Source organism: Neolewinella marina (assembly GCF_002631205.1).
Classification (GTDB): Bacteria; Bacteroidota; Bacteroidia; order Chitinophagales; family Saprospiraceae; genus Neolewinella; species Neolewinella marina.
The window spans coordinates 1-25114 of sequence record NZ_PDLO01000009.1 but is presented as its reverse complement, the minus strand read 5'-3'; the positions used below and the strand labels follow the sequence as shown (position 1 = coordinate 25114).

Below are 25114 nucleotides of genomic sequence, written 5' to 3'. Positions count from 1 at the left end.
GACTAAAGATCACCCCTCCCGCAGCGCCTTGATCAGTTCCTCCTTGCTCATGTTGGAGCGGCCTTCGATACCTACTTTTTTGGCTTCGTCGTAGAGTTCCTTTTTGGTGCGGTCCTCGTACTTGCTGGCGTGGCCTCCTTTCTCGCTGGCGTCTGGGGTGTTGGCGATCCGGGCGGCCTTTTGTTTGCTCATTCCCTCGTCGCGGAGGGCTTCGTAGCGCTCATCATCCTTGATGCTGTTGCCGTGATTTTTTGCCATGGCTTTTTCCTGCTGCAACGCCGTAAAAATGGGGCGTGTTCGGGCAGCTGGGTGCGGGTGGATGAACACGGTAATCGCTGGGCCGTGAGGCGGATCTTCCTTTACCTATCCGTACATATTCCCGGGATCCAGCCGGGCGAGCTCCACGAAGAGGTCGGCGAATTTCTCGGTGACGTCGCGGAAGTAGCGCTCTCCCTTTTCGGCGGTCGCCTTCCGGGGGTCGCCGATGCCGGTGTCGGCCGTGACCTGCGACCAGCGACGTTCGTGGGCTACCCAACCTTCGGCGAAGGCGCGGATCTTGTGTTTCCTTTCGGCCCCGGGGCCGGCCTCTTCGAGGGGCAGCACCAATTCGGGGCGCAGGTGCATGACCAGGCTGGTTTCCATTTCGTCGGCGTGGTCGCCGGCCTCCTCGAAGTACTGTGTCTTGTCCAGTGCTCGGAACCAGTCGGAGGTGCAGAAGAACATCTCGGGGTACTCCAGCCCCAGTTCCTTCAGCAGCAGCTTGAAGCTGTTGCCCCCGTGGCTGTTGAAGACCAGCAGTTTCTTTACCCCCTGTCGGTTCAGGGTAGCGGCGATGTCGCGCAGGATGGCCAGCTGGGTAGTGGGGTTGAGGTTCATGTCCAGGAAGATGTCCGTCTGCCCGGTATTGATGCCGTAGGGGATGGTGGGCAGCACCATGATTTTGGCGCCCCGCTCCCAGGCCAGGCGGGCGGCTTCCTCGGCCAGTCCCTCGGCTTCGATGTTGTCCGTGCCGTAGGGCAGGTGGTAATTATGGGCCTCGGTGGCCCCCCAGGGCAGGATGGCCAGGTCGACGGTGGCGTCGCGGAGGTGCTTCCAGTTGGTTTCGGTGAGGATGTAGGGTCGGATCATGGCGGTAACTTTTGGCGGGTGCCGAAGATAACCGCGCGGGCCGGTTTACGCTCAGCGGGTCCGCTCCCGCAGGTCGGCCGGGTCGAAGTGCACCGCGAGGGCCGGGGTTCCTTCGGCAGCCGTACCCGGCATGTGGTGTTGTTCGCGGCGGCCCATGCGGCCGCCAAGCTTGCGGTACACGGCCGCGGCGGCGGTGTTCTGTTGCAGCACCCAGAGGTACAGCTTACCCGCCGGATCGTGGGCCATGGTCGTTTTGGCGGCCCAGTGCATGAGCTGTTTGCCGACCCCCCGCCCCCGGTAGTCGATGTGTACGTGGAGGTTGTCCAGCAGGGTGCCGTCTTTAGAATCGTGGTCCAGGAACAGACAGCAAAACCCGACCAGGTTCACCCCTGATTCCGCCAGGAATACCTGCATGTTTGGATTCTCTTCGGAGAAGCGCTGGGTCCAGACCCCCAGCCGCTCATCCGCGGCTTGCCCGTCGAGGTAGTCGTCGGTCATGGCCCCCCGGTAATTTTCCCGCCAGCTGCGGGTGTGGAGGGCCGCGATGCGGGGCGCGTCGAAGGGGGTGGCGGGGCGGTAGCGGAGCAGGGGCTGCAGCATGACACTAGCGGGGGTTAGGTGGTAAAGCTAGGATTTTTCACTCCCGCCCGCCGGGAATTTTCCCCGGCACCCGCGCGCCGCCGCCTACTGTTTCACGAAGCGCTTGGTAGCCAGGGTGGATCCGTCGCGCAGCTGCAGGAAGTAGTTGCCCGGGCGCAGTCCGGCCACGTCCAGGGAAATGGCCCGGCTACCGGCCACGCGGCGCTGTAACAGCCGGCGGCCTACGGCGTCGAACACCGTCAATTCAACGGGGCCATCGGTATCGTCGGCAAATCGCTCGATCCGCAAACTGCCGTTGATGACGATGGTGGGCACGATGGCGAAGGCTTCCTCCGGGGCCGCCCCGAAACTGACCGCTTCGATGGAGCTATAGCGGTAGGTGCCGTCCAGGTCCTCCTGCCGCAGCCGGTAGTAGTGGGTACCGGCCGGGGGGAAGCGGTGGACGAAGTCGTACTCCGTGGTCTTGGTGGAAGTGCCCACCCCGAAGATGCGGCTCAGGGGCGTGAAGCTCACCCCGTCGGTGCTGTGCTCCAGGTCGAAGTGGCTGTTGTTGGACTCGGTGGCGGTGGCCCACCGCAGGTAAACGTCGTGGGCGCCGGCCTCGGCCGTGAAGTAGTTGAAGGTGACGGGCAGGGCCACGAAGGCCGTGTTGAGGCAGCCAATCTGGCAGTCGAACAGGTCGCAGCCCGACTGACCGGCACAGCCGCACGCCGGTTGCCCCTTGTCCAGCCCCCCCAGGTCAGTGACGTTGCCTCCACCAAGGACGCTGGTGCCGTTGCCCGAACTGGCCGTGGCCGCCGAGATGAAGAAGTCCAGTGGATCAATATTGGAGGGCACCCCGAGGTAGGACAGTAACAGGGGGAAGGTAACAAAGTGGGGTGTAGGAGAACTAGCGCACCCCCCGGCAGAGGCCGCCCGCGCCTGCTGCACATCGGAGACACTAGTACACTGACTGCAAACTATATTGTTTACGTTGGTTACCCCATCAACGTTGTAGACGCTTACTCCTTTTTTACCACCGGCGTTGGCGTACTGAATTTCCCGTTCGAAGCCGGGATTTCCGCAGATTGAGTTGGGGTCTACCCCCGCTCCATATTTCGCATCCGTATCTACCAGAAAATTGTATCCGAAGTTACCGTTTGGCGACTGCGCCAGTCGCAACCGGAACAGGATATACTCATCCCCGTTAGTGGGCGTAGCCGGTGTGGGGTCAATGATATTATAGTAGGCGAAGTCGCCCCCGTCGTCGTCGGTGATCAAGTCGGAGTTGCCGCAAGTGGGGGTAATGTCCGAATGGATCTCATTGATGTCCATCACCTCTTGCCAGCCGGTCACGCTATTGATAAGCACCTCAAACTCGGCCGCCTCAGTAGTGCCGGAAGTAAAGGTTGTGTCTGATTCAGTAATCCATCCATTTCCGTCTGGGTCAAGCATCGCATCAAAGATGCTGCTGACGTGGGTAGTAGTGACCTTGCCTGGAAAATCCTGACCAGAAATGGTGAGCGGCCCCAATAGCAAGAGGAACAAGAGGAATGAAAATGGTGTATTTTTCATGTTTCTGGGACAATAGGCCCACCCGCCCCCGTACTTGCCGCGATCCGGGAAGAATTACGGCGTACATCAGTCAATTTTCACCTGGAAAAGGCCAGCTGCCGGCAAGGCTACCAGCGGAAACGGGATTCACCGATCAATCGGCGAAATCCCGGACCAATATTTGCCGGGCCGCAAGTGGTTCCCGGCAACGATTTGGAGGGGTGTAAAGGTTGGGAATAAGGTAGTTAATAGGGTATGAGAACGGTTCCGGGCGGCGTCTTCAACCAAAAAGGCACGGTCACTACCCGATGGGGCCCTCGATTATGCTCAGATAATTTCGGAACCCGCCCATACAACGCCACCTCCTTAGGCGATAGTGTGCACAACCTGGGCTGGTGTGACAACAACCATCTAATATCCAGCATGAAGCACCTCCTTACACCACCGTGAATTTGTCGTCCCCCGTCTTGTTCAGGTGGAGGTTCAGGGCAATTTCGGCGCGGGCGCGGCCGTGGGCCAGGCGGTAGTCGATCAGCGGCCGGCTGGCGGTGAGGGTGTCGCCCAGGATGTTGGCTTCGGGCTGGATGATCAGGGCGTTGAAGAACTTCAGGGCGTTGCCCCGGCCGCCGGTGGCCACGTCGTAGTCGTAGATGGGCTCGTTCGGCAGGTGGCGGCGTATCTGTTCGAGGATGTAGTTCTTGTCCAGGAACTCCCGGATGTCGTTGTTAAATATTTCGGTGATGGCAATATCCACCAGGGCGCGGAGGGCGATCTGTACGATGTTCTTATCGCGGAAGGTCTCCTCCGTCACCTTCCCCGAGCTGCAGTTGATGATCACGATGGTGTAGTCCTGGGGGCTGTCGTCCTTCGCGATTTCGTCGATGACGTCGCCCAGGGGCGATACGTCGCGTATGCCCCCGTCTACCAGGCTATCGGGGATGCCCTGCCGGGTGGCCACTTCCTTTACTGGCTCCCAGACGATCGGCATGGCGGTGGAGGCGAGTACCCCGTTCGCGAAGTCGAGGTCGGTCTTGAAGTCGTTTTGGTTCAGCGAGTAGTACTTCCCGTCGTTCAGCGACACGAAGCCGCATTTGAAGATGGTATCCCGGATCGCGTCGCGCCGGGCCAGGCGGATCAGCTTGTGCTTCAGGGGGGTATTGTCGGCAATGGACCGGAGCCGCTGGAATTCCTCGCGGAAGGTCCGCAGGATGGAATTGCGGTTGAAGATGGCCTTCAGCAGGATGTTGCGGGTGGTCCGGGGGAACTGGGCGCGCAGGGTATCCCATTCCAGGCGGAACTTCAGCTCGGGGTTGGGGTCGTCCGGGTCGGTGTCGGTATCGATGAAGTCGGAGGTATAGATCTCCTTCACCCCGCGGTCGGCGACGTCCTCCCAGAGTTGCTCCAGCTCGTCGAACTGGTCCAGGGCCACCATCATTCCGTTGAGGCTGCCCACCGAAACCCCCGCCACGATGTCGAAGGAGAGGGGCGGGCGGTGGGGGGCGATGCGGTCCCAGTTCTCGCGCAGGTACTGGAGAGCCCCTACCTGGAAGGCCCCCTTGAAGCCGCCTCCGCTCAGGACCAATGCTAGTTTTTTCATGTCGGGTGTTTAGGTTCGGCAACGGTAACCACGTCGCACCACGGAAAGTACGCACTGTCGGCCGATTGGGGCGGCGGTGCGCGGGTGCCGGGAAGGCGGGGAAAGCCTACCTTTATCCGCTTCCCCTCCGAACCCGATCTTTTCCGTGGCTATGCGCGCTTCCGTCCTGTCGTTTTTCCTTCTGTTGCTGGGGTTCAGTCTGCCTGCCCAACAGTGCAGCGGCAACCTGGGGGAGAACATCTTCACCGACGGCGATTTCGGCAGCGGCCGCGCCAACGTGCTTACCCCCGATCCGGGCATTGCCCCCGGCTTCCGCTACCAGTCCTCCCCGCCGCCCAACGACGGGTTCTACACCATCACCAACGACATGGGGCAGTGGGCCAACATCTTCAGCACCTGGCGGCCCATCCGCGACAACAGCCCCGACCCCTTCGGCTACATGATGATCGTCAACGCCAGCTACGAACCCGGGCTGTTCTACCAGCAGGTCGTCGACGGGCTCTGTGAGAACACCCTCTACCAATTCACGGCCGACATCACCAACGTGCTGCGCCGCGGCAGCAACAACCTGCTGCCCAACGTCTCCTTCCTCATCGACGACCAGGAGTACTTCACCACCGGGCCCATCCCCGAAGACGAGCAGTGGAAGACCTACGGCTTTACCTTCAAGACCGTGCCCGGACAGACCTCCGTCACCCTGGCACTGCGCAATAACGCCCCCGGGGGTATCGGCAACGACCTGGCCCTCGACAACATCAGCTTCCGCGCCTGCGGACCGGAAGCCCTCATTCTTCCCCTCGAAGTGGCCAACATCTGCGAAGATGGCGACCCCATTACCCTGGAGGCGACCATCAACGGCGACCAGTTCCCCACCCCCGCCCTGCAGTGGCAGCGCAGCTACGACGGCGGCGACAGCTGGGTAGACATCCCCGGAGCCAAGGATCCCACTTTCGTCCACGACCGCCTCATCAGCGGGGCCTACCTCTACCGCTACCTGCTGGCCAACAGCAACGCCAACCTCGGCAGCAGCAAATGCCGCATCGTGTCCAATACCAAAATCGTGAACGTGGTCCCGAAGCGGTACTTCATCACCGATACCATCTGTTCCGGCAATACGCGGGAAGTAGGCACCTCCTCCTACGACCGCAGCGGCATCTACGTGGATACCCTGATTTCTTCCCTGGGCTGCGACAGCATCGTCCGCCTCGACCTCACGGTGGTGGCAGACCCCATCCTCTCCGGCAAGTTCACCGTACGCGACCCCAGCTGCACCTACCTGCAGGATGGCCGTGTGGTGCTCGACAGCATCAACCGCGGCCGGTCACCCTACTCCTTCACCTTCGCCGGTAACCCCCAGCCCCTGGGCGTACCCGTGGATTCCCTGGGGGAAGGCGCTTACCCCTACACCCTCCGGGACCGCTACGGCTGTACCACCGACGATACCCTCCGGCTGCAGAGCCCCTTCCCCTTCGTGATCGATATCGGGGAGGATCGGGAGATCGTCCTCGGGGAAACCCTGGAGGTTTCCGTCCGCAATTCCCAGCCCATCACCAGCTACCGCTGGACGCCGGAGGGCAGCGTGACCTGCGACTCGTCCTGCTCCACCCTCGAACTCCTGCCGACTGAATCCTTCACCCTCGGGCTGACGGCCACTTCCGCGGAGGGCTGTGCGGCCAGTGATTCCGTGCGGGTACGGGTCGTCGCCGAACGGCTGGTGTACATCCCCAATGCTTTCTCACCCGACGGCGACGGCAACAACGAACGATTTACGGTCTACGGCAAGGCCCCCAACGTCCAGTTCGTCCCCAGCCTGCGCATCTACAACCGCTGGGGCGGGGAGGTCTTCGCCGCTACCGACCTGCCGGTTAACGACCCCTCCGCCGGCTGGGACGGCACCCGCGGCGGGCAGCCCGCGCCACCGGGCACCTACGTCTACGTAGCTGAAGTCGCCTTCCTCGACGGGGTCATCCTGCAGTATACGGGTAGCCTGATCCTGGTCGAGTAGCGACGGCCTCAGCCGTCATGCTGCCAACCAGAAACCAGCCAACCAGCAACCAGCAACCAGCCAACCAGCCTACCCCCCAACCATCACCCGCCGCACGGTGCTCGCTCCCGTCCGGGTATCGGAAACCTTCAGCAGGTACACTCCGGCGGGGTAGTCGGCCGTAGCCAGGCGGAGGGCTCCGGTGAAAGTGACCTTTTCCAGTTCGCGCCCGGTGGCGTCAACGAGCCGGGCCTGGAGGGGCAGGGGGTCGGAGTATTCCAGGTGCAGCCAGTCGCCCGCGGGGTTGGGGTACACCTTCAGGCTGCCGCCGAGGGCATCCGCGACCGCCGTGGTGGCGGAGATGGCTTGTACACCATCGCAGTTTTCATCGAAGCCGCTGTCCATCTGTTCTACTCCGTCCGGTGAGATGGCGTAGTTCGTATCGTCGCAGTCCTCGTAGAAATTGAAGCCGTCCTGGTCCCAGTCCAGGGCCTCCACCATGGTGGAGCGGACGGTGTTGGTAATCACCGGCTTGTTGAAGTCGAAGTAGATGGCGGCGGTGTTCTCGATGACGGTGAAGTCGGGCAGGTCCTGGCGGGCCTTGATCTCAAAACTGACGAAGCCTTCGCTGCCTACCAGGTTCACGTTGCTGTCGGGCAGGAAGATATTGTCGAAGCGGAAGATCACGTTTCCGCCTTCCAGCATGCGCACCGTGTAAGGGTGGCTGGCGGCCAGGGGGCGGAAGGTGTTCAGGTCGAGGTGGTGCGAAAGCTGATCTTCGAGGCGGACGTCGAAGGCCGTATCGTTGCCCGTATTCTGGAAGCGCAGGGTATAGGTGATCGCTTCGTCCAGCTGGGTGTAGTTGCTCTGGCTGGGCTCTTCGCGGCTGGGGCTTACCAGTTTGTCGTTCGGGTCGATGGCGCAGCGCAGGGGCATGGTGTAGGTATCGGTTACCGTGGCCTGGATTCCGGTGGCGGTCGTGGCACCCGCGGCAGCGCCCACCTCGATGTCGGCTCCGGCGAAGGTTTCGTCGGGCATCTTCAGCTTCAGGATGGTGTAGAAGCTCTGTCCGGGCTGGAGGGTATCGAAGGTGAAGGTGAGCTCGCGGCCATTCTGGGTAGCCGGGGCGGGTTCCGCTTCCAGGTAAGTCACGTTCTCGGGCAGAGTGATGGTGGCCGTACCGGCGGCGGGCAGGCAGCCGTCGTTGTAGACCGTAAGCCAGTAGGGTACCTCCGTATTGCAGCGCACCCGCCCGGAGTTGAGCTTCAGGTAAAGGCTGGCGGCACCTTCCTCCGGCTGAAAGGCAAACTGGATGGCGGGGGGTGCCGCCACGCTGTAGGTGAAGGCATAGGTTTCCTGGCTGCTGGTGTTGTGGTAGCAGTCCTGGGCGTCGGTGGTGACGGAGTAGTCATCGCCGTGGCGCGCCAGCAGGGTGAAGCGCCCCGTCGAATCCGTGTACACCCGGGCCTCCTCACCCCCGTCCACGAGGATGGGGATATTGGCCAGACCGGGTTCTCCGGATTCCTGGGTGCCGTTGCCGTTGTCGTCGCGGAAAGCGGTTCCGCTGAATTGGGTCTGCTGCGGGATGGTGAGGTAGTGGATTTCCCGCCCGTAGTCCGGGTGGTCGGCAGCGAAGTACAGCCGGTCACCAATGGTACCCAGGCCGGGGTCGGCCACGGAGCGCGAACAGTCGGCGGCGACCTCCTGCAGCACCTCACTGCCCAGATCGAAGAGGTAAAGGGGGTGGTTGGCGGAGAGGAAAGCCACGAATTCACCCAGCATGGCGAACTCCTGGGGGCCGGTGGTGGCAACCGACGGGATGGTCACCACGTCGCGGGTACCGCCGGGGGTACCGTCGGTGCGTCCGAGTACCCACTCGCCGGTCGGGATGGGGCGGGCGTAGAGCACTTCCGTCGGGCTCACCTGGAACACCCGGAGGGGGTGGGCACCGCTGCCGGCCACCAGCAGGGTAGTGTTGCCGGAGGTGTAGTCGGCGGCGTAGAGCTTGCCGTCCGTTCCCGTGGCCACGAGTGCCGATTCAAGGGCGACAGCCGTCGAGGCCTGCAGGGCGGTAGCGTGTTCGGCTTCGCTGCCGAAGGCGGTGACCAGGCGGCTTACCGGGCGGTCCATGGCATCGGTGTAGCTTAGCAGCATGCGGTTACCCGCGCGGTGGAACGCCAGCGGGCTGCCGCCGGTAACCACACCGAGATCGGTCACGGTACCGCTCGCGACGGCGTAGGTGGCCGGTCCGGAGCTTTCGCCCTGGAAGTGGGTGAAGTAGAGGTGGCCGTCCAGTTCGGCGAGGCGACCGTTGTCCGGCTCGGCCACGTAGTCAAGGGTATCGGCGTAGGCGATGGTGGCCCCTTCGGTGGCGGGGTTGAGCTCGAGGATCTGCCGTACGTGGCGGGCGGGGGAGCTCTGCCGCTGGTCGCGGATCACGTAAATTTTACCGCCACTCATGACCGGGTTGGTGTAGGTGTATCCGTCCTTGTTCAGCAGGGGGAAGCGCAGGGGGCGGGGAGCCGGCAGGCGGCCGTCGACCTCGGCGTAGTAGCCCTTGCCCTGGTGGGCGTAGTAGAAGTAGTAGAGGTCGCCGGCGTTGCCCAGGTTCTCCAGGCCGCTGCGGAACCCGATGCCGCCGGGGAAACTGGTGGTGGTGGCCAGGGTGCCACTGGAGAGGTAATTCACGTCGCCGGTCACCGACCAGAACACTTTCCCGCCGAGGGCGCCGACTTCCAGGATTTCCTTGTCGGCCCCGTCGGGCTGGATGTCGAGTACGTTGATCTGGTGAGGTATGGTTTGACCGGCCAGCAGCAGGGGCAGCAGGGCCAGGAATGGCAGCAGTAAGGACTTCATCGAAGGTACTATCGTAAGGTTGTGGCAAAAGCCAGTCGCCGCGCAGTAGACAAAAAGCGGATCAGTGCCGGACAACCGGACCGAGCCCCCTGCCACGCGGAGGATTTTTCATGAGAACTACTGGTAAACGGCGGGGGCGATTCCTTTATTTCAGCGCCATCGGCTTTAGGATCAGCGCCTTACTTCAGTGGCAGCTGGACGACAAAGTCCAGCCGGCACCCGCGCCACCGGCTTTTCCATAATTCGGGGTCACCCCCAACAATACTTCCACAAAACGTATCTTTGCCCCCCGAAAAGCGCAAGCATGAAAGACCTCTTCGATAAATTCCGCGAATTCAAAGGCCCACTGGGCCAGTACCAGGATGTTGCCCACGGCTACTTCTCCTTTCCCAAGCTGGAAGGAGAGCTCGGGCCACGGATGAAATTCCGCGGCAAGGAGTGCATCATCTGGAGCATCAACTCCTACCTGGGCATCACCAACCACCCGGAGGTACGCAAGGCCGACGCCGACGCCGCCGCCGAGTACGGCATGGCCTACCCCATGGGTGCCCGCATCATGAGTGGTGAAACCGACGCCCACGAGCAACTCGAGCGCGAGCTCGCGGAATTCACCCAGAAGGAGGCGGCCCTGCTGCTCAACTTCGGCTACCAGGGCATCATGTCGATCGTCGACGCCTGCCTTACCCGCCACGACGTGGTGGTGTACGACCGCGACGATCACGCCTGTATCATGGACGGCATCCGCATGCACCAGGGCCCCAAGTACGCCTTTACCCACAACGACATCGACCACTTCCTGGTCCGCATGGAGCAGGCCAAGAAAGAAGCCGAGAAGCGCGGCTCCGGCATCCTGGTCATCACCGAAGGTGTGTTCGGCATGCGCGGTGAGCAGGGCATCCTGAAGGAGATCTGCCAGTACAAGGAGAAGTACGGCTTCCGCCTGCTGGTCGACGATGCCCACGGCTTCGGAACCATGGGCGCCACCGGCGCGGGTGCCGGCGAAGAGCAGGGCGTCCAGGACCAGATCGACATCTACTTCTCCACCTTCGCCAAGGCCATGTCGGGCTTCGGAGCTTTCGTGAGCGCCGACAAGGAGATCATCGAGTTCTTCCGCTACAACCTGCGCAGCCAGGTCTTCGCCAAGAGCCTCTGTATGCCGATGGTGAAGGGTGGCCTGGCCCGCCTGAAGCTCCTCCGCGAACAGCCCGAGCTCCGCGAAAAGCTCTGGAAGAACGTCCACCACCTCCAGAACGGACTCCGCGAAGCCGGTTTCGACATCGGCAACACCGGTGCCTGCGTTACCCCCGTCTTCATGAAAGGCACCACCTACGAGGCCGGTGCCCTCATCTACGACATGCGCGAGAACTACAACATCTTCTGCTCGGTGGTACTGCCGCCGGTCATCCCCAAAGGACAGCTGATCCTGCGCCTGATCCCCACCGCCGAGCACAGCGAGGAGGACATCCAGACCACCATCGACGCCTTCAAGGCCGTACGCGGCAAACTCGAGGACGGTACCTACCACCAGATGGGTGAGATGTTCCGCGCCGGCGAGATCAACGTGGTGTAGGTTTTTCTACCGCAGAAAGTCGCGGATATCGTTTCGCGAATGCAAGAGGGCTTTACAGAGATGCCAACCAGATTGGTGCTTTGTGAAGCCCTCTTCGTTTTCTTACTCACCCGGCAATCTGCAGGGTGTTACAGGCTACTTTTCAGAAAGGCAAGCCGGCCCTGGGCGTGACGACTGCATTTTCTCGGAAGTCTGCCCCTCCAGATGACCCCCCACTGCGAATTGCCCCCCCGCCATCGGCAGTGACCTAATACCGCCAGGAATCAAGCTCCGCGCCCTGGGGCGCTAGCTCCCCAACTTTGTCGGTCCACTTGGGTATGAACATCCGGTGGTAGCGCAGGCGGCTGATCGCGTTGGGCTGGGTGGGGTCACCATTCCAGCAGTGCTCGGCGCGGTCGCCGTAGGTGATTTCCCCCCCGAAGTCTACCGACCGCAGGAACTTTTCCGTGCGGTAGACGGCATTGTTCAGGTAGTAGTTGTCCATGTCTCCGACGTAGATATTTAGCTTACCCTTCAACTTGGGGCCGAGTTCCGACCAGTCGCGCTGCAGGATATGCGTCAGGTCGTAGTGCTCGCGCCAGTACGCCGCCACTTCCGGGTTGATCTTGCCCGAGCGCTTGTCCCAGATGCGCCGGGGGTAGCCATCCGGTCCTACTGGGCTGTATACGGCTTCCCAGATGTCCCACTGCTGCCCGCTGCGGCTGTTGTCGCCAAGGGCCAGTTCGCGCTGGTTCATTTCGCGCAGGGTGCTGGAGAGGTGGCCGAGACTGTCGCGGTGCCCCGGCCGCTCGGTGCGTTTGTACTTGCTGTCCAAGTAGTAGGCGTTGGCGTCTTCGTACAGGTTCACTACGGTGAAGTCGCGAAAGTCGATGGGGTCCGGACAGGCAGCATAGCAAGTACCGTATTCGTCCGGGTATTTTACCTGTACGGCCAGTGCTTCCCAGCCTCCCGTACTGCCCCCGTACACGAAGCGGGCCCAGCCCTCTCCGATGCCCCGGAAGCGCCGCTCAATCTCGGGGATCAGTTCGTAGGTAATGGCGTCACCGTAGGGCCCCAGGTTTTCTGAATTGACGGCGTAGCTGTCGTCGTAGTAGGGGTTAGCGTGCTGTATCTCGATGGCGATGACGCGTGGGAAGTCGGGGCCCGTCCACATTTGGTAAAAGTCATAGGCTTCCTGCTCCACCGTACGGTTATAACAGTCCAGGCCGAAGCGGGCACTGTAAGCACACGGCTGGGTGGTGTCGGGCGGGGTGGTCCGCCAGCCGCCGAAGTCGTCCGGAAAATGGCCGTGCATGATGGCCAGGGGATATTCCACCTCGGGATGCTCAGCCCAGCCTTCGGGGAGGAGTACGTGAGCCCCGAGGTACATATCACGTCCCCAAAATTCACTGAGCCGTTCGGAGCGGATCTTGATGTGCTTGACGTATTCGGTATCCTCGGGCTCGGCGATGGGCGGTATGGCATCGTCGAACGCCAGTTCGATCGGTGCCGATCGGTCGGCGGTGACCGTTATTTCTACCGGGGTACTGAGCAGGTTGCCGGGGGCGAGGTTCCACTGCTGTCCTTCGCCGCGGTCCATCGGCAGTTGCACCGTATGCCCGTCGCCGCGGTGGAAGGTCTCGTACTTGTGCAACAGCACCTGGGCGCGGTAGGTGCCGCGAGGCAATTCGGCCAGGGATTCAAGGGGGTAACCGTAGGTGGTTGCGTCCACCATCACGCGGGTGCCCGGCTTCCACTTGGTTACGTTCCGCCCGAAGAGCAGCTGGGTTTCCGGCCCGTCCGAGATCTGGAAGCGGGGCTCGGCGCTGTCGTCGGTGGAGAGCATAAGCAACAGGCGGCCGTCGAGCGCACTATCGGCCAGACTTTCCGGCAAAAGGATGGAGAAAACGGCCTGGGCGCGGACGCAGGCGCAGGTGAATAGTAGAATACAACCGAAGATTAGGGTACGCATAGGACGGTCGAGCAGTAGTGTGTCGACAATCTACTGAGAATGCATGGTCTTTTACTGCCCGGTCGAAAGCCGCCTTATCCGGTCACAAAATCACCTCCCGAAACAGTATGGGCTCCTTATACTCCTTCCGCAGGGTATACCGGATCACGTCAAAGGCGGTGACCACCCCCTTCAGCGTACCGTTCAGGTTCACTACGGGGATCGTCTTGAAGCGGCGGTCCATGAAGAGTTCGGCGGCGGTACCGACCTTGTCCTTGGGGGCCAGCTTGAGTACACGGGTATTCATCACTTCGCCCACCAGCCGCTTCTCGCTGTCGGGATTAATGCGGCAGTCGCGCCACATATCGTAGGAGGTGATGATGCCCACCAGCCGGCCGTCGTGATCGATCACGGGCAGTTGCTGCAGTTGGCCGCTGAGCATGAGCTCGGCGATTTCTCCGACGGTTTGTTCAGGGTAGGCGGTTACGACCTCCGTCGTCATGATCGTCCGCACGGCTTCATTCATCATAGGGCAAGGGGTTGGCGGTTCCGTGGGGTTATCCTCCCTAAGATACGGATTTTCCGCCGGTCGCTGCCCCCCCCGCGGCAACATTTCCCGCTATCTTGGCGTACCATTGTCGCACCCCCTGACCCGCATGGACCCCGTACGCGCTATTTACCTCGCCGCCCTTTGTCTCATCCTGCTGGGGGCCGTCCTCACCTGGCAGACCGGGGAGGTGCAGTCCGAGCTCCTCCTGCTGCCCGCCCTGGCGGCGGCCGGCGCCTATACCCTGGCCCCACAGCTGCGCTGGTGGTTCTGGAAGCGCCATCCGCCGGATTTGCCTACCGACCTTGCCCCGCTGCTGGACCGCTTCCCCCTTTACCGCTCCCTCGACCTGGCGGGCAAGCGCGACTTCCGCCGCCGCACCTTCCTGCTGCGGGAAGCCACCGATTTCCAGGGCATGGCCATCGAAACCGTCCCGGCCGACGTGCGCCTGATGGTTGCCGCCTCGGCCGCCACCATCACCTTTTACCGGGAGGAGTTTCTGCTGCCGGGCTTCGAGAACGTCATTTTCTATCCCCACCAATTCCCCACGCCGGAACACGACGTCCTCCACGCCTCCGAAATGTACCCCGGCGACGGAGTCATCATCTGGACGCTGAAGTACTTCCTGCGCTCCGCAATTGAGCCCCACAAATACCTGCAGCTAGGCTTCTACGAATACGCCCGGGCCCTTTTCCACATCGACGCGGGCGTACGGTCCGCCGTGGCAGCCCAGTCGCTGACGTGGGAGGAAATCCACCGCCTGACCGACTTCTCGGAATCCGCCCTTAAGGGTTTCATCGGCCTGGAGGACATCGACCGCAATGCCGTTACCCTGGCGGTATTCCACAGCCACCCCGAGGGCTTCGCCCACCGCTACCCCGAGCGCTTTGCCGCCCTGCACGATTTCTTTCAACTCCCCGCCACCCGCTAGCCGCGCCTTATGGACGAACCCAGCACCCGCGGCCCCGCCGACGAATCCACCCGCCCCGACCGCGACGCCCTCCAGGCCCTCCACGCCGCCGCCGAGCGCATCCGCGGGGAGGTAGGCAAGCTGATCGTGGGGCAACGCGACCTGGTCGACCTGCTCATCGTCTCCCTGCTGGCCGGGGGACACGTACTGGTGGAAGGGGTGCCGGGCATCGCCAAGACGCTCACCGCCCGCCTGCTGGCCCGTACGGTCGACGCCACCTACCGCCGCATCCAGTTCACACCGGACCTGATGCCCAGCGACGTGACCGGCAGCACCGTACTGAACGGCAGCGATCGGCGCTTCGAATTCCACCCCGGCCCCATCTTCGGCAACCTGATCCTGATCGACGAGATCAACCGCGCCCCCGCCAAGACCCAGGCCGCCCTCTTCGAGGTGATGGCCGAGCAGCAGGTGACGGTTGACGGCTCCACTCACTCCCTGCCCGACCCCTTCTTCGTGATCGCCACCCAGAACCCCATCGACCAGGAGGGCACCTACCGGCTGCCGGAGGCCCAGCTCGACCGCTTCCTGCTCCGCATCGTGGTGGACTACCCGGAACAGCAGGAGGAGCGGGATATCCTGTACCGCTTCCGCAGCGACTTCCGTCACCGGCAGCTTGAGGAAGTAAAACGGGTGCTCTCGCCGGCCGAGGTGGCCCGCTTCCGCGAGGTGGTGGAGCAGGTGTACATCCGCGACGAACTGCTGGACTACATCGCCGACCTGGTACACCGCACCCGTACCCATCCCGACCTTTACCTGGGGGCCAGTCCGCGCGCTTCCCTGGCCATCCTACGCCTCTCGAAAGCCGTGGCAGCCCTGGCGGGCCGCGATTTCGTAACCCCGGACGACATCCGCGCCGTGGCCGATCCGGCCCTCAACCACCGCATTATCCTGGTGCCGGAACGGGAGATGGAAGGCTACTCCGCCAGCGACGTCATCGCCGAGATCCTGCGCGGACTGGACGTACCCCGCTAGTTTAGGGTTCCACGGATCGGTAGGCCTTAACCACCTTCTTCATGCGGCGGCTGTTGACGCCCAGGTCGCTGTGGCCCACCCGGCTGGCGCTGCGGTAGTGGATCACCCCCTCTTCGGGCGAGATCAGGAATTCCACGTCGTCGAGGTAAGGGATGGGCCAGGTCTGGAAGGTGTAGTGAAGGTAGTTGCCGTCTTCCTCGATCAAGGTAGTGCGGGGCATATTGTCGATCACCCGCTTGAGCTTTTCGCGGGCCGCGTCGACGCTTCCGGTGAAGGGAATGGGCTCCCGTTGCTTGCGGGGCTGCAGGGTCTGGGTGCTGACGCAGTTGGGCGTTTCGGGGCAGGGGGGGAGCTGGCGCGCCATGGGTTCTTTAGGGTAGACAAGCGGCATCAGTTCCGCTTTGTTCGTGTTTCCGGCCGGCAGGGTCAGGGTAGCCAGTACGGCATTGTCCTCGATGGCCCGAATTTCGGCGAGCAGTTGCAGTCCCCCGGGGGTATCGACGAAGTGCAGCAATCCGAAGTTGCGCACGGCGATCAGGGGGCTGATCCGCTTGTTGTTCGCCTCGTTGGCCGCGGCGTAGACGTGGGTGAGACCGCTGGAGGTGATCTCGTGGATGGGAAAGCCGTTCACGGTATCCACCATGATTTCCGCCAGATGACGGTCGCCGCTCAGCAGCAGGGGCAGGGCGGGGCGCACTTCTTCGAGGAGCGACAGCAGGCGGGCGCGGGCGGCGGGGAAGAGGTCCCACTTCTCGAAACCGTGGTCGGTGGGCAGTACCTGGATGCTGCTGGCGATCACGTGGGCCGCCGCATCGCTGTTGGTCAGTTCCTCCCGCAGCCAGGCCCACTGGGCCTCTCCCAGCACGTCGCCGGTGGGGTTTTGCCCGTAGCGGTCGCCGGATCGCACCGGTGGGTAGAGGGCATCGCGGAAGTAGCGGGTATCGAGCAGGATGACCTTCACCTTGCCGATGCGGTAGGATTGGTAGACGCCCGGCCGCTGCCGCACCTCGGCGTCGGCGGGTACGTCCAGGAAGTCGAGCAGTAATTCCTCGGCCATGTCCTTGCCGCTCCATTCCCGGCCGGCGTCGTTGCTGCCGTAGTCGTGGTCGTCCCAGGTGCCGTAAATGAGCGGGGTATTCTCCACGAAGGCGGCGTAGGCCGGGGCGTTGCGCTGGGTGGCGTAGTCGGCGGCCATCGCTTCCCGGTTGCCGGTGTCGGCGTAGACGTTGTCGCCCAGCCACAGCCAGGCGTCGGGGTGGTGGGCAGCGATGGTTTCCCAGTACGCCTGGGGCCGATCCTCGCGGTTACAGCTGCCGAAGGCGATGGTGAGCACGCTGGGGGCGGGCGGGGCGGCGTGGTGACCGACCGATGGATCCGCCGACCAGGAGGCCACGGCCTGGCTGATCAGATACACGAGAAAGACGGTTGCCAGCAGTCCCACCACCGTAAGTGCCTTTTTAAGCATACCGCCGGCGTACCAGGTCGATAAATTCACGGGCGGTCTCCTGCCGGTCTTCGTGGGTCCACTGGTGCTGCCGCGCCAGGTCGGCCAGCAGGGGCTTGGCGTTGGCGAAGCTGCCGCGGAGGTTCAGGTCCTTGAGGGCCGCGTTGAGGTCTTCGTTGCCGTCGAACAGCTTGTTGGAGAACAGCACCCGGTTGTTGATGCTCAGCGAGCGCGTGAGGTCGGTGACCCGTTGCCGCATCAGCCGGTTGGTGAGTCCATTTTCCTCGTCTTCCCGGAAGAGGGCCTCTACATCGGGGCTGGCCTTCCGTTCCGCTACCGCCGGTTCCGGGGACGGGCGCTGGAATTCGGGATCGATGCGGGCGGTGTGGGTAGCTACCGGCGGGGCGGGGGGCGGTGGCATGGGCACGTCGGGAACTTCGGGCGGTACCGCGGGTGCCGGGGTTTCGGGGCGGGGGGCCGGGATCTCGGGCTCCGGCGTCCGCACCGGGGGCGGGGGGGCGGGCTGGGGCTTCGGTTCCGGGGTGGGGGTGGCCGGGGTTTCGGGTTTCGGCGGCATCTCCTTCGGGCCGGTGGACTGGGGCTGGCCCAGGTCCAGGTAGACGGCGTAGAGGTCGCGGAGGTACCCCAGCATGAGGTCGCGCTCCAGGGCGGACGGGGCGTCGTCTTCGTCGTTCAACTGCAAACTGCGGTGGAGGGCCGTGATGCGGTTGAGGAGTTTATCGGCTTTGGATTGGAGCATGACTGCTGAAATTTTTGATACCTTCGGCCGCCAAAATACGGCGGACCCTATGTTTTTAGAACCTCACTTCAGCGGTCAACGCAGTGGCTGGCTCGAAGTTATCTGCGGCTCGATGTTTTCGGGCAAGACCGAGGAGCTGATCCGCCGCCTCAAGCGGGCCCGCATCGCCGGCCAGGAAGTGGCCGTCTTCAAGCCCGCCGTCGATACCCGCTACGCCGACCAGAGCGTGGTGTCCCACGACAGCAACTCCTTCCAGGCCACCCCCATCACCCGCTCCGCCCAGCTGCTCGACCTGCCGGATCAGGTGTCGGTTATCGGCCTCGACGAGGCCCAGTTCTTCGACGCCGACATCGTCAAACATACCCAGGACCTGGCGCACCGCGGCAAGCGCATCATCATCGCCGGCCTCGACATGGACTTCCGCGGCAAGCCCTTCGGCCCCATGGCCGACCTGCTGGCCGTAGCCGAATACATCACCAAGGTACACGCCATCTGCTCCCACTGCGGCAACCTGGCCACCCACTCCTACCGCCTCACCCCCAACCAGGACACTGTTGTGCTGGGCGAAAAAGACCTCTACGAAGCCCGCTGCCGCAAGTGCTTCCGGATGGGGAATATGCTGGATTTGCGGTAGGGCCGGGAACGGATTTACCATTTACCATCTACGAAGTACGATGTAGAATTTGCGCAGCAGCTCACTACGCTCGTCTAGGCCGGCATGTCATCGGATGTTGAGCGACGCAGGAGGGAATCATCTGATGTCTCAGCCGGGCGGTAAGAATTTACCATTTACCAAGTACAAAGTACCATGTCCCATTTGCCCGGCAGCTCACTACGCGCGTATGCCCCGGGCGGAGGGGCTCCAGGCCCGACTGTTTTCTGACCACGGAGGCGCAGAGGTACACGGAGGAATCTACCAGTTGCCATTTGCGCGGCAGCTCACTACGCTCGTCCAGGCCGGCATGTCATCGGATGTTGAGCGACGCAGGAGGGAATCATCTGATGTCTTCGCCGGGCGGTAAGAATTTACCATTTACCAAGTACAAAGTACCATGTCCCATTTGCAGGGCAGCTCGCTACGCGCGTATGCCCCGGGCGAAGGGGCTCCAGGCCCGATTGTTTTCTGACCACGGAGGCGCAGAGGTGCACTGAGAAACTTACCATGTGCTATTTCCAAGGCAGCTCGCTGTGCGCGTCCAGGCCGGCATGTCATCAGATGTTGAGCGACGCAGGAGGGAATCATCTGATGTCTCAGCCGGCGGGGGAGAAGCACTCGGCCTGGAAGGCCTCGACCTGAGCTTAGTAGAAGTACGTCTTGTAGTACGCCCACCACTCCCGCCAGTTCTTGATCAGGAGGAGGAGGAAAAAGACCACGCCTCCGATCAGCAGGATGCGGACGATACGGCTGACGGCCTGGTTCTTCTCCCGGCGGGTACGGTAGCGATGGCGGGTGGATTGCTTTCCCATCCGGCAAAGGTAAGCTCAGGGAGGGCAGCGCCCTAGAAGTCCAGTTCGATGGTATCTCCCGGCTTGATCTCCTCCTTGCCGCCCTTGCCGTTCGAGGAGCCATTCTTGCCCTTGGCGGGGGCAGGGTCCTTTTCCACGGGCAGGTAGGGCGGGTTGAGTTCCTTGATGCTGATGAGCTTTCCATCGTGCAGGCGGTTGCCGAGCGACTTCCAGCCCTTCACGTCGATGAATTCGGCCAGCTTCACGGTCTTCTCCCGCTTCTCCCGCTTCTCGCGCCAGCCGTAGCTCACTTCCGGTGCCGGGTGGACGGTGGCGAGGTAGAGCTTGGATTGCTTGTGGTCGGTGATGTAGCTGAAGGCCTGCCCCGGAGAGCTGGTTTCGATCTGGAATCGCTTCACCAGGGTTACCCCGCGTTCGCCTTCGTAGTAGACGGCACTTACGACCATGTCCTCCTCGTACTTGCCGATGAAGTAGAGGTTGTCCGGCTCGTAGCGGCGGGTGAGGTCCAGCTCTTCCCGTTCGTAGCTGCCGTCCTTGTAGAGGGCCAGGATGAGGTCGCCGGTGTCGAATCCACCGAGGAATTGTCCGCGCTCGTCGAGGTTGAGGCGGCCGCTCACTTCGTCCATCCACACCTTCATGGCGCCCAGGGTACTCTTACCCACTTCCTTGAGGGTGACCTTGCGGACGGGGTAGCGGGTCATGATATTGCCCGCCGCGCCCCGGCTCTTGATGGCCAGTTCGGAGAAGTCGAAGTCGAAGGTCTTCTGACGGGCCTTGGACGACTGGCTCAGTTGGGCGGTGATGATCTCCGCCTCCCCGTTCGGGTTGGCGCTGAAGTAGAGCAGTTTGGAGCCCTTGTTGCCCTTGGTGAGGTCGTACTCCCGGTCGCGGGTGATGGCCGTCACGTTGAAGCGTTTGGCCATGGCGCGGCCGGTCTTGCCGTCGAGGTAGACCAGGTTGTAGGTGGTGCGCTCGTCGCCTTTCTTCCAGACATTGACGTGGATGATGTCCTTGCCTACAAAGGTCTTGTCGTCGATGCGGGTGACCGTCATCACGCCATCGCGGCGGAAGACGATGATATCGTCCACGTCGGAGCAGTCGCAGACGAACTCTTCCTTCTTCAGTCCCTGTCCCACAAATCCTTCCTTGCGGTCGACGTAAAGCTTGGTATTGTTAGCGGCTACGGCGGCCACTTCCACTTTCTCGAAGGTGGAGATCTGGGTCTTGCGTTCGCGGCCCTTGCCGTACTTGTCGAGCAGCCCCTGGTACCAGCTGATGGCGTATTCGGTGAGGTGCTCCAGGTGGTGGCGCACTTCCTGCAGTTCCTCTTCCAGCTTGGCCATGAGCTCGTCGGCCTTGAAGCTGTTGTACTTCGAGATGCGCTTGATCCGGATCTCGGTCAGGCGGGTGATGTCGTCGTCGCTGACGGCCCGGTAAAGCAGCAGGCGGTCGTCGTTCTTCTTCGCCTTCTCCTGCGGCTCACGGACGTACTTCTGCAGGCCCTTGCGGATGATCTCCAGCACCTGCTCGAAGCTCTCGGCTTCCTCGATGTCGCGGTAGATCCTCCGCTCGATGAAGATCTTCTCGAGGCTGGCGAAGTGGATCTTCTCTTCCAGTTCCCCCTGGCGGATGAGCAGTTCCTGTCGCAGCAGGTCCTTGGTCTGCTGGGTATTGTACTGCAGGATGTCCTCCACGGTGACGAAGTGGGGCTTGTCCCCCTCGATGATCACGCAGGCGTTGGGGGATACCGACAGTTCGCAGTTGGTGAAGGCGTAGAGGGCGTCGATGGTCACGTCCGGACTGATGCCGGGTGCCAGTTCGATCAGCAGCTCGACCTCGGCGGCGGTGTTGTCGGTGACCTTCTTGATCTTGATCTTGCCCTTGTCGTTGGCCTTGATGATGCTGTCGATCAGGGTCTGGGTCGTCATGCCGTAGGGGATCTCCCGGATGGCGATGAACTTGTTGTCGATCTTCTCGATGGTAGCCCGGATCTTAACCCGGCCGCCCCGCTTGCCGCTCTGGTAGTCGCTGACGTCGATGGTGCCGCCGGTGGGGAAGTCGGGGTAGATCTTCACCTTCTTGCCCTCCAGGATCTTGATGCTGGCCTTGCAGAGCTCGATGAAGTTGTGGGGCAGGATCTTCGTGCTCAGTCCCACGGCGATTCCCTCGGCGCCCTGGGCGAGCAGCATGGGGAACTTCATGGGCAGGTTGACGGGCTCCTTCTTCCGGCCGTCGTAGCTCAGCTGCCACTCGGTGGTCTGGGGGTTGAACACCACGTCCAGGGCGAACTTGGTGAGCCGCGCCTCGATGTAGCGGCTGGCCGCGGCCGAGTCGCCGGTAAGGGTATTTCCCCAGTTCCCCTGGGGATCGATCATCAGCTCCTTCTGGCCCAGGTTCACGAGGGCATCACCGATGGCAGCGTCGCCGTGGGGGTGGTACTGCATCGTTTGCCCGATCACGTTGGCCACCTTGTGGTAGCGGCCGTCGTCCATTTCCTTGAGGGCGTGGAGGATGCGGCGTTGTACCGGCTTGAGGCCGTCTTCGATGGCGGGAACGGCCCGCTCCAGGATTACGTAACTGGCGTAGTCGAGGAAGTAATCCTCGTACATGCCCTTTAGTCCGGCTACCTCACCGTCCGTCTCGATACCGTGTTGATTTTCCATCTGCTGTAGTTCTAAAACGCGCCGTGGCTTTTCCCACGGCCCTTGCACCCGCGGCCCCGCCCACCGGGGCTTTTCGGACCGCGCACGAAGGTACGCAATTTCACTTCACTAACAAAATGTTTGAAACCTGGATTTGCTCTGGAAACCCGACTCTCGGAGGAGACCATCAGGACCCCGGAGCGTCTGCAAGACCTCCGGGCGTCCGGGTATAGAAGGCAAAACCCGACTCTCGGAGGTCGTACTCCGCAAGAAAACTTCAGGACCCCGGAGTGTCTGAAAGACCTCCGGGTGTCCGGACATAAGCTACCCTCCAATCGGCGAGCCGTCCGGCAGATCGGGTACTTCGACGGGGGCGTAGTTGTCGGGATTGGCCAGGAAGCTGCGCACCAGCTGATCCAGGTAGAGCTCGTGCTCGCTGGGGGTGGAGGCGGCATTGTCGGGGCGGCGGTACTTCAACACCTGGGCCAGGGCGGAGGCTACCACGGCCTCGCTGATGTCCTTGTCGGCGACCAGGCCGATCAGTTGGTGGAGGAAGCGGCGCTCGGCCATCTCGGCGATGGCGCGGGCGTAGGCGTCCCGACCGGCGCTGCGGAGCTGGGCGGCCAGGGCATTGCGGCTCTCATCCAGGTATTGCTGCAGGGTGGGGTAGTCGCTGCCGAACAGGGCCCGCTGCTCGACCACGCGGGCCAGCCGAGCAGGGTGCAGCAGGAAGGAGAGGGAGTTGTCGGCCGCCGCCTGCGCCATGCCCAGCGGATCCAGGCCACCTCCGTTCTGGGTATTGAACAGCTCGCGGTTGCGGCCGTAGCCCATGGCGGGCGGGGGGATGAGGGTATGCAGGCTGGCGGGGAGGTCGAGTACCTGGGGCGACAGGGTTTGTAGCAGCGCCTGCCGGGCTTTCTGTTGGTCGGCGGCGGGTACGGGGCGGTAATCGGGCTTCACCCCCGGCTGCCGCACGCCGTAGTCGTAGGCGTAGCCACCAATGACCTTCGCGACCGCCTCCACCTGGTAGCGGTGCATGAGGTAGACCGGCACCAGTACGCTCTCGAGTTCGGAGAGGGGCATGCCTACCGGAATATTCTGCTCGCTGAAGCGCTCCAGGGCTACTTCCCGCAGCTTGAGCAGCCGGTCCATTTCCGCTACCGGTTCGCTGCCGTTGTCCCAGAGGTGGCCTTCGGGCTGGCTGCTGCCCGAGGGGCGGGCGTCGGCGTCGCTGATGAAGCGTAGTCCGAGGCGCTCGTTCTCGGCCAGGATTTCGTTCAGGGCGGCCCGCTCGTCGGTGCCGGCGGGGAAGTCGCTGTAGCCGTACTTGATGGCCTGCTTGTCCCACTCACCGATACCGGTGGCGTAGGCTTCGCTGAAGTCCATCTCGTTGTTGGCGTCCAGGGTGACGTAGGGGTGGGGGTAGTCCATCACCGAGGCCCGGTCGTTGGTGGAGGCGGCGAAGTTGTGGGTCAGGCCCAGGGTATGGCCTACCTCGTGGGCGCTGAGCTGCCGCAGGCGGGCCAGGGCCAGTTCCTCCAGCCGGGGGTCGGGGGTGGTGCCGTCCTTTCCGTAGGCGGCTACCAGTCCCTGGGCAATCAGGAAATCCTGCCGCACCCGCAGGCTGCCCAGCAGCACGTGGCCCTTGATGATCTCACCCGTCCGGGGGTCGGTGACCGAGGAGCCGTAGCTCCAGCCGCGGGTGGATCGGTGTACCCAGTTGATGACGTTGTAGCGGACGTCGAGGGGGTCGGCGTCTTCCGGCAGCACCTCCACCCGGAAGGCATTGCGGTAGCCGGCCGCCTCGTAGGCCTGGTTCCACCAGCGGGCGCCTTCCAGCAGGGCGCTGCGGATGGGCTCCGGGGCCCCGCGGTCGAGGTAGTACACGATGGGTTCCACGGGATCGCTCAGGGCCGCGGAGGGGTCTTTCTTCTCCAGCCGGTGGCGGGTGATGAAGCGTTTTTGCAGGGGCTGGTCGATGGGGGTGGCGTAGTCGGCGTAGCCGCGGGCGTAGTAGCCCGAACGGGGGTCGAATACCCGGGGCTCATAGTCGTCGTCGGGCAGCTCCACGAAGCTGTGGTGCATGCGCAGGGTGAAGCTTTCCGGGGTAGGGGTCACGCTGCGCACGTTGCGGCCGGTGGGCTCACCGGTGAAGGTGATGGTGGCTTCGAACTCGGTGTTTTTCGGGAAGTTCTTCGTGTTCTCGGGGTAGAGGGCGCTGCGGTCGTCGGCTACCTTGTAGGTACCTTCCTTCGCCGATTTGAGGCGGGCGGCCACGCCGTGGGCGTCGCTCATCAGCAGGGGGGTGAGGTCGATGAGCACCCGGTCGCCGTCGCGGGCCACCACCTTGAAGCCTTCGAGTACCGACTGGGCGAAGGCCTCGGAGACGCTCTTCGCCTCGTCGGGGTTGTCCGATATGGCCCGGTAGTCGAGGTTCCGCTGCTGCAGGAGCACCTTCGGCCCGACGCGCCGGAAGAACACCACGCGGGTGTCGCCGAGCTGGTTGCGGTCCAGGCCGATGTCGTTGCTGCCCAGTCCCGCGGCCAGGCTGTTGACGTAAAGAAAGTCATCGTTCCAACGGTCGATTTCCAGGTACACCTTGCCCTCCTCGGCGCTCCAGTAGTAGTTGAAAAACCCTTCCTGCTTTTCCATCCCCTCCGTCTTCTTGGCGATGGTGGGGGTTTCTTTCTTATCGGTGTCCTGTGCCTGGAGCATTCCGGTGGTCAGAAAAAGACAGAGTACGAGTAGTCGCATAGAGGCCATATTTTGGGCAAAAGGGGATGGTCGAAGATAACATGTATAGTTCCTTACGGAACCTAATCGTGCCTGGAGCCGCTCACCCCGGTTACCACTCACGGGCTGAGGGCTTTCTAGCCCGATAAAAATCGCGCCTGGAGTCGCTCACCCCGCTTACCACTCACGGGCTGAGGGCTTTCTAGCCTAATAAAAATCGCGCCTGGAGCCGCTCATCCCGCTTACCACTCACGGGCTGAGGGCTTTCTAGCCCGATAGAAATCGCGCCGGGAGTCGCTCATCCCGCTTACCACCCACGGGCTGAGGGATTTCTAGCCCGATCCAAAATCGCGCCTGGAGTCGCTCATCCCGCTTACC

At 62.7% G+C, this 25114-nt stretch carries 18 protein-coding genes; 5 read left to right on the top strand and 13 right to left on the bottom strand.

Translation table 11 applies throughout. From position 1 onward, the window contains the following. Positions 1-9: 9 nt before the first annotated feature. From CGL56_RS16045 to CGL56_RS16025, 5 genes are all read right to left on the bottom strand, one after another. A complete protein-coding gene (locus CGL56_RS16045; protein WP_099107712.1) occupies positions 10-258 on the bottom strand; it encodes a DUF7218 family protein in 249 nt (82 codons plus the stop codon). A gap of 105 nt (positions 259-363) precedes the next feature. Next, positions 364-1125 carry a creatininase family protein gene (locus CGL56_RS16040; protein WP_099107711.1) on the bottom strand — a complete coding sequence of 254 codons (762 nt, stop codon included), beginning with the start codon at positions 1123-1125 and terminating at the stop codon, positions 364-366. A gap of 54 nt (positions 1126-1179) precedes the next feature. After that, a complete protein-coding gene (locus tag CGL56_RS16035) occupies positions 1180-1728 on the bottom strand; it encodes a GNAT family N-acetyltransferase (RefSeq protein WP_099107599.1) in 549 nt (182 codons plus the stop codon). Between the two features lie 84 nt (positions 1729-1812). Further along, positions 1813-3063 carry a T9SS type A sorting domain-containing protein gene (locus tag CGL56_RS16030; protein WP_167641660.1) on the bottom strand — a complete coding sequence of 417 codons (1251 nt, stop codon included), beginning with the start codon at positions 3061-3063 and terminating at the stop codon, positions 1813-1815. Between the two features lie 634 nt (positions 3064-3697). Continuing rightward, positions 3698-4858 carry a patatin-like phospholipase family protein gene (locus tag CGL56_RS16025; RefSeq protein ID WP_099107597.1) on the bottom strand — a complete coding sequence of 387 codons (1161 nt, stop codon included), beginning with the start codon at positions 4856-4858 and terminating at the stop codon, positions 3698-3700. Positions 4859-5009: 151 nt separating this feature from the next. Here CGL56_RS16025 and CGL56_RS16020 point away from each other — a divergent pair, with 151 nt between their 5' ends. Beyond that, on the top strand, positions 5010-6863 hold the full coding sequence (locus tag CGL56_RS16020) for a gliding motility-associated C-terminal domain-containing protein (RefSeq protein ID WP_099107596.1): 1854 nt from the start codon (positions 5010-5012) through the stop codon (positions 6861-6863). 69 nt (positions 6864-6932) lie between these two features. Here the strand turns inward: CGL56_RS16020 and CGL56_RS16015 are convergent, their stop codons facing one another. After that, the gene (locus CGL56_RS16015; RefSeq protein ID WP_099107595.1) at positions 6933-9698 is read right to left on the bottom strand and encodes a T9SS type A sorting domain-containing protein; all 2766 of its coding nucleotides are present in this window, start codon (positions 9696-9698) and stop codon (positions 6933-6935) included. Positions 9699-10002: 304 nt separating this feature from the next. On the opposite strand from CGL56_RS16015, the gene CGL56_RS16010 reads away from it, so the two are divergent. Next, positions 10003-11268 carry an aminotransferase class I/II-fold pyridoxal phosphate-dependent enzyme gene (locus tag CGL56_RS16010; protein WP_099107594.1) on the top strand — a complete coding sequence of 422 codons (1266 nt, stop codon included), beginning with the start codon at positions 10003-10005 and terminating at the stop codon, positions 11266-11268. Positions 11269-11515: 247 nt separating this feature from the next. Here the strand turns inward: CGL56_RS16010 and CGL56_RS16005 are convergent, their stop codons facing one another. Continuing rightward, positions 11516-13219, bottom strand: a complete 1704-nt coding sequence (locus tag CGL56_RS16005) for an alpha/beta hydrolase-fold protein (RefSeq protein WP_099107593.1) — start codon at positions 13217-13219, stop codon at positions 11516-11518. A gap of 82 nt (positions 13220-13301) precedes the next feature. Continuing rightward, entirely contained in the window at positions 13302-13727 is a 426-nt protein-coding gene (locus tag CGL56_RS16000) for a CBS domain-containing protein (protein ID WP_167641661.1), read from the bottom strand. 106 nt (positions 13728-13833) lie between these two features. Here CGL56_RS16000 and CGL56_RS15995 point away from each other — a divergent pair, with 106 nt between their 5' ends. After that, positions 13834-14676, top strand: a complete 843-nt coding sequence (locus CGL56_RS15995) for a zinc-dependent peptidase (RefSeq protein WP_099107591.1) — start codon at positions 13834-13836, stop codon at positions 14674-14676. A gap of 9 nt (positions 14677-14685) precedes the next feature. After that, entirely contained in the window at positions 14686-15690 is a 1005-nt protein-coding gene (locus CGL56_RS15990; protein ID WP_099107590.1) for an AAA family ATPase, read from the top strand. Position 15691: 1 nt separating this feature from the next. Here CGL56_RS15990 and CGL56_RS15985 read toward each other — a convergent pair whose 3' ends face one another. Both CGL56_RS15985 and CGL56_RS18290 read right to left on the bottom strand, forming a co-directional pair. Then, complete coding sequence (locus CGL56_RS15985; protein ID WP_099107589.1) at positions 15692-17155, bottom strand: DUF1499 domain-containing protein; 1464 nt, start codon at positions 17153-17155, stop codon at positions 15692-15694. After that, a complete protein-coding gene (locus CGL56_RS18290; RefSeq protein ID WP_167641662.1) occupies positions 17148-17894 on the bottom strand; it encodes a hypothetical protein in 747 nt (248 codons plus the stop codon). The genes CGL56_RS15985 and CGL56_RS18290 overlap by 8 nt, the downstream gene beginning before the upstream one ends. A gap of 49 nt (positions 17895-17943) precedes the next feature. Here CGL56_RS18290 and CGL56_RS15970 point away from each other — a divergent pair, with 49 nt between their 5' ends. Continuing rightward, positions 17944-18528, top strand: a complete 585-nt coding sequence (locus CGL56_RS15970; protein ID WP_099107586.1) for a thymidine kinase — start codon at positions 17944-17946, stop codon at positions 18526-18528. A 665-nt stretch (positions 18529-19193) separates the two neighbouring features. Here the strand turns inward: CGL56_RS15970 and CGL56_RS18285 are convergent. From CGL56_RS18285 to CGL56_RS15955, 3 genes are all read right to left on the bottom strand, one after another. Then, on the bottom strand, positions 19194-19361 hold the full coding sequence (locus tag CGL56_RS18285; protein ID WP_167641663.1) for a hypothetical protein: 168 nt from the start codon (positions 19359-19361) through the stop codon (positions 19194-19196). Positions 19362-19393: 32 nt separating this feature from the next. Next, on the bottom strand, positions 19394-22024 hold the full coding sequence (locus tag CGL56_RS15960) for a DNA gyrase/topoisomerase IV subunit A (protein WP_099107584.1): 2631 nt from the start codon (positions 22022-22024) through the stop codon (positions 19394-19396). A gap of 303 nt (positions 22025-22327) precedes the next feature. Beyond that, positions 22328-24757, bottom strand: coding sequence for a zinc-dependent metalloprotease (locus CGL56_RS15955; protein WP_099107583.1), 2430 nt, complete (start codon positions 24755-24757; stop codon positions 22328-22330). Between the last annotated feature and the right edge of the window lie 357 nt (positions 24758-25114).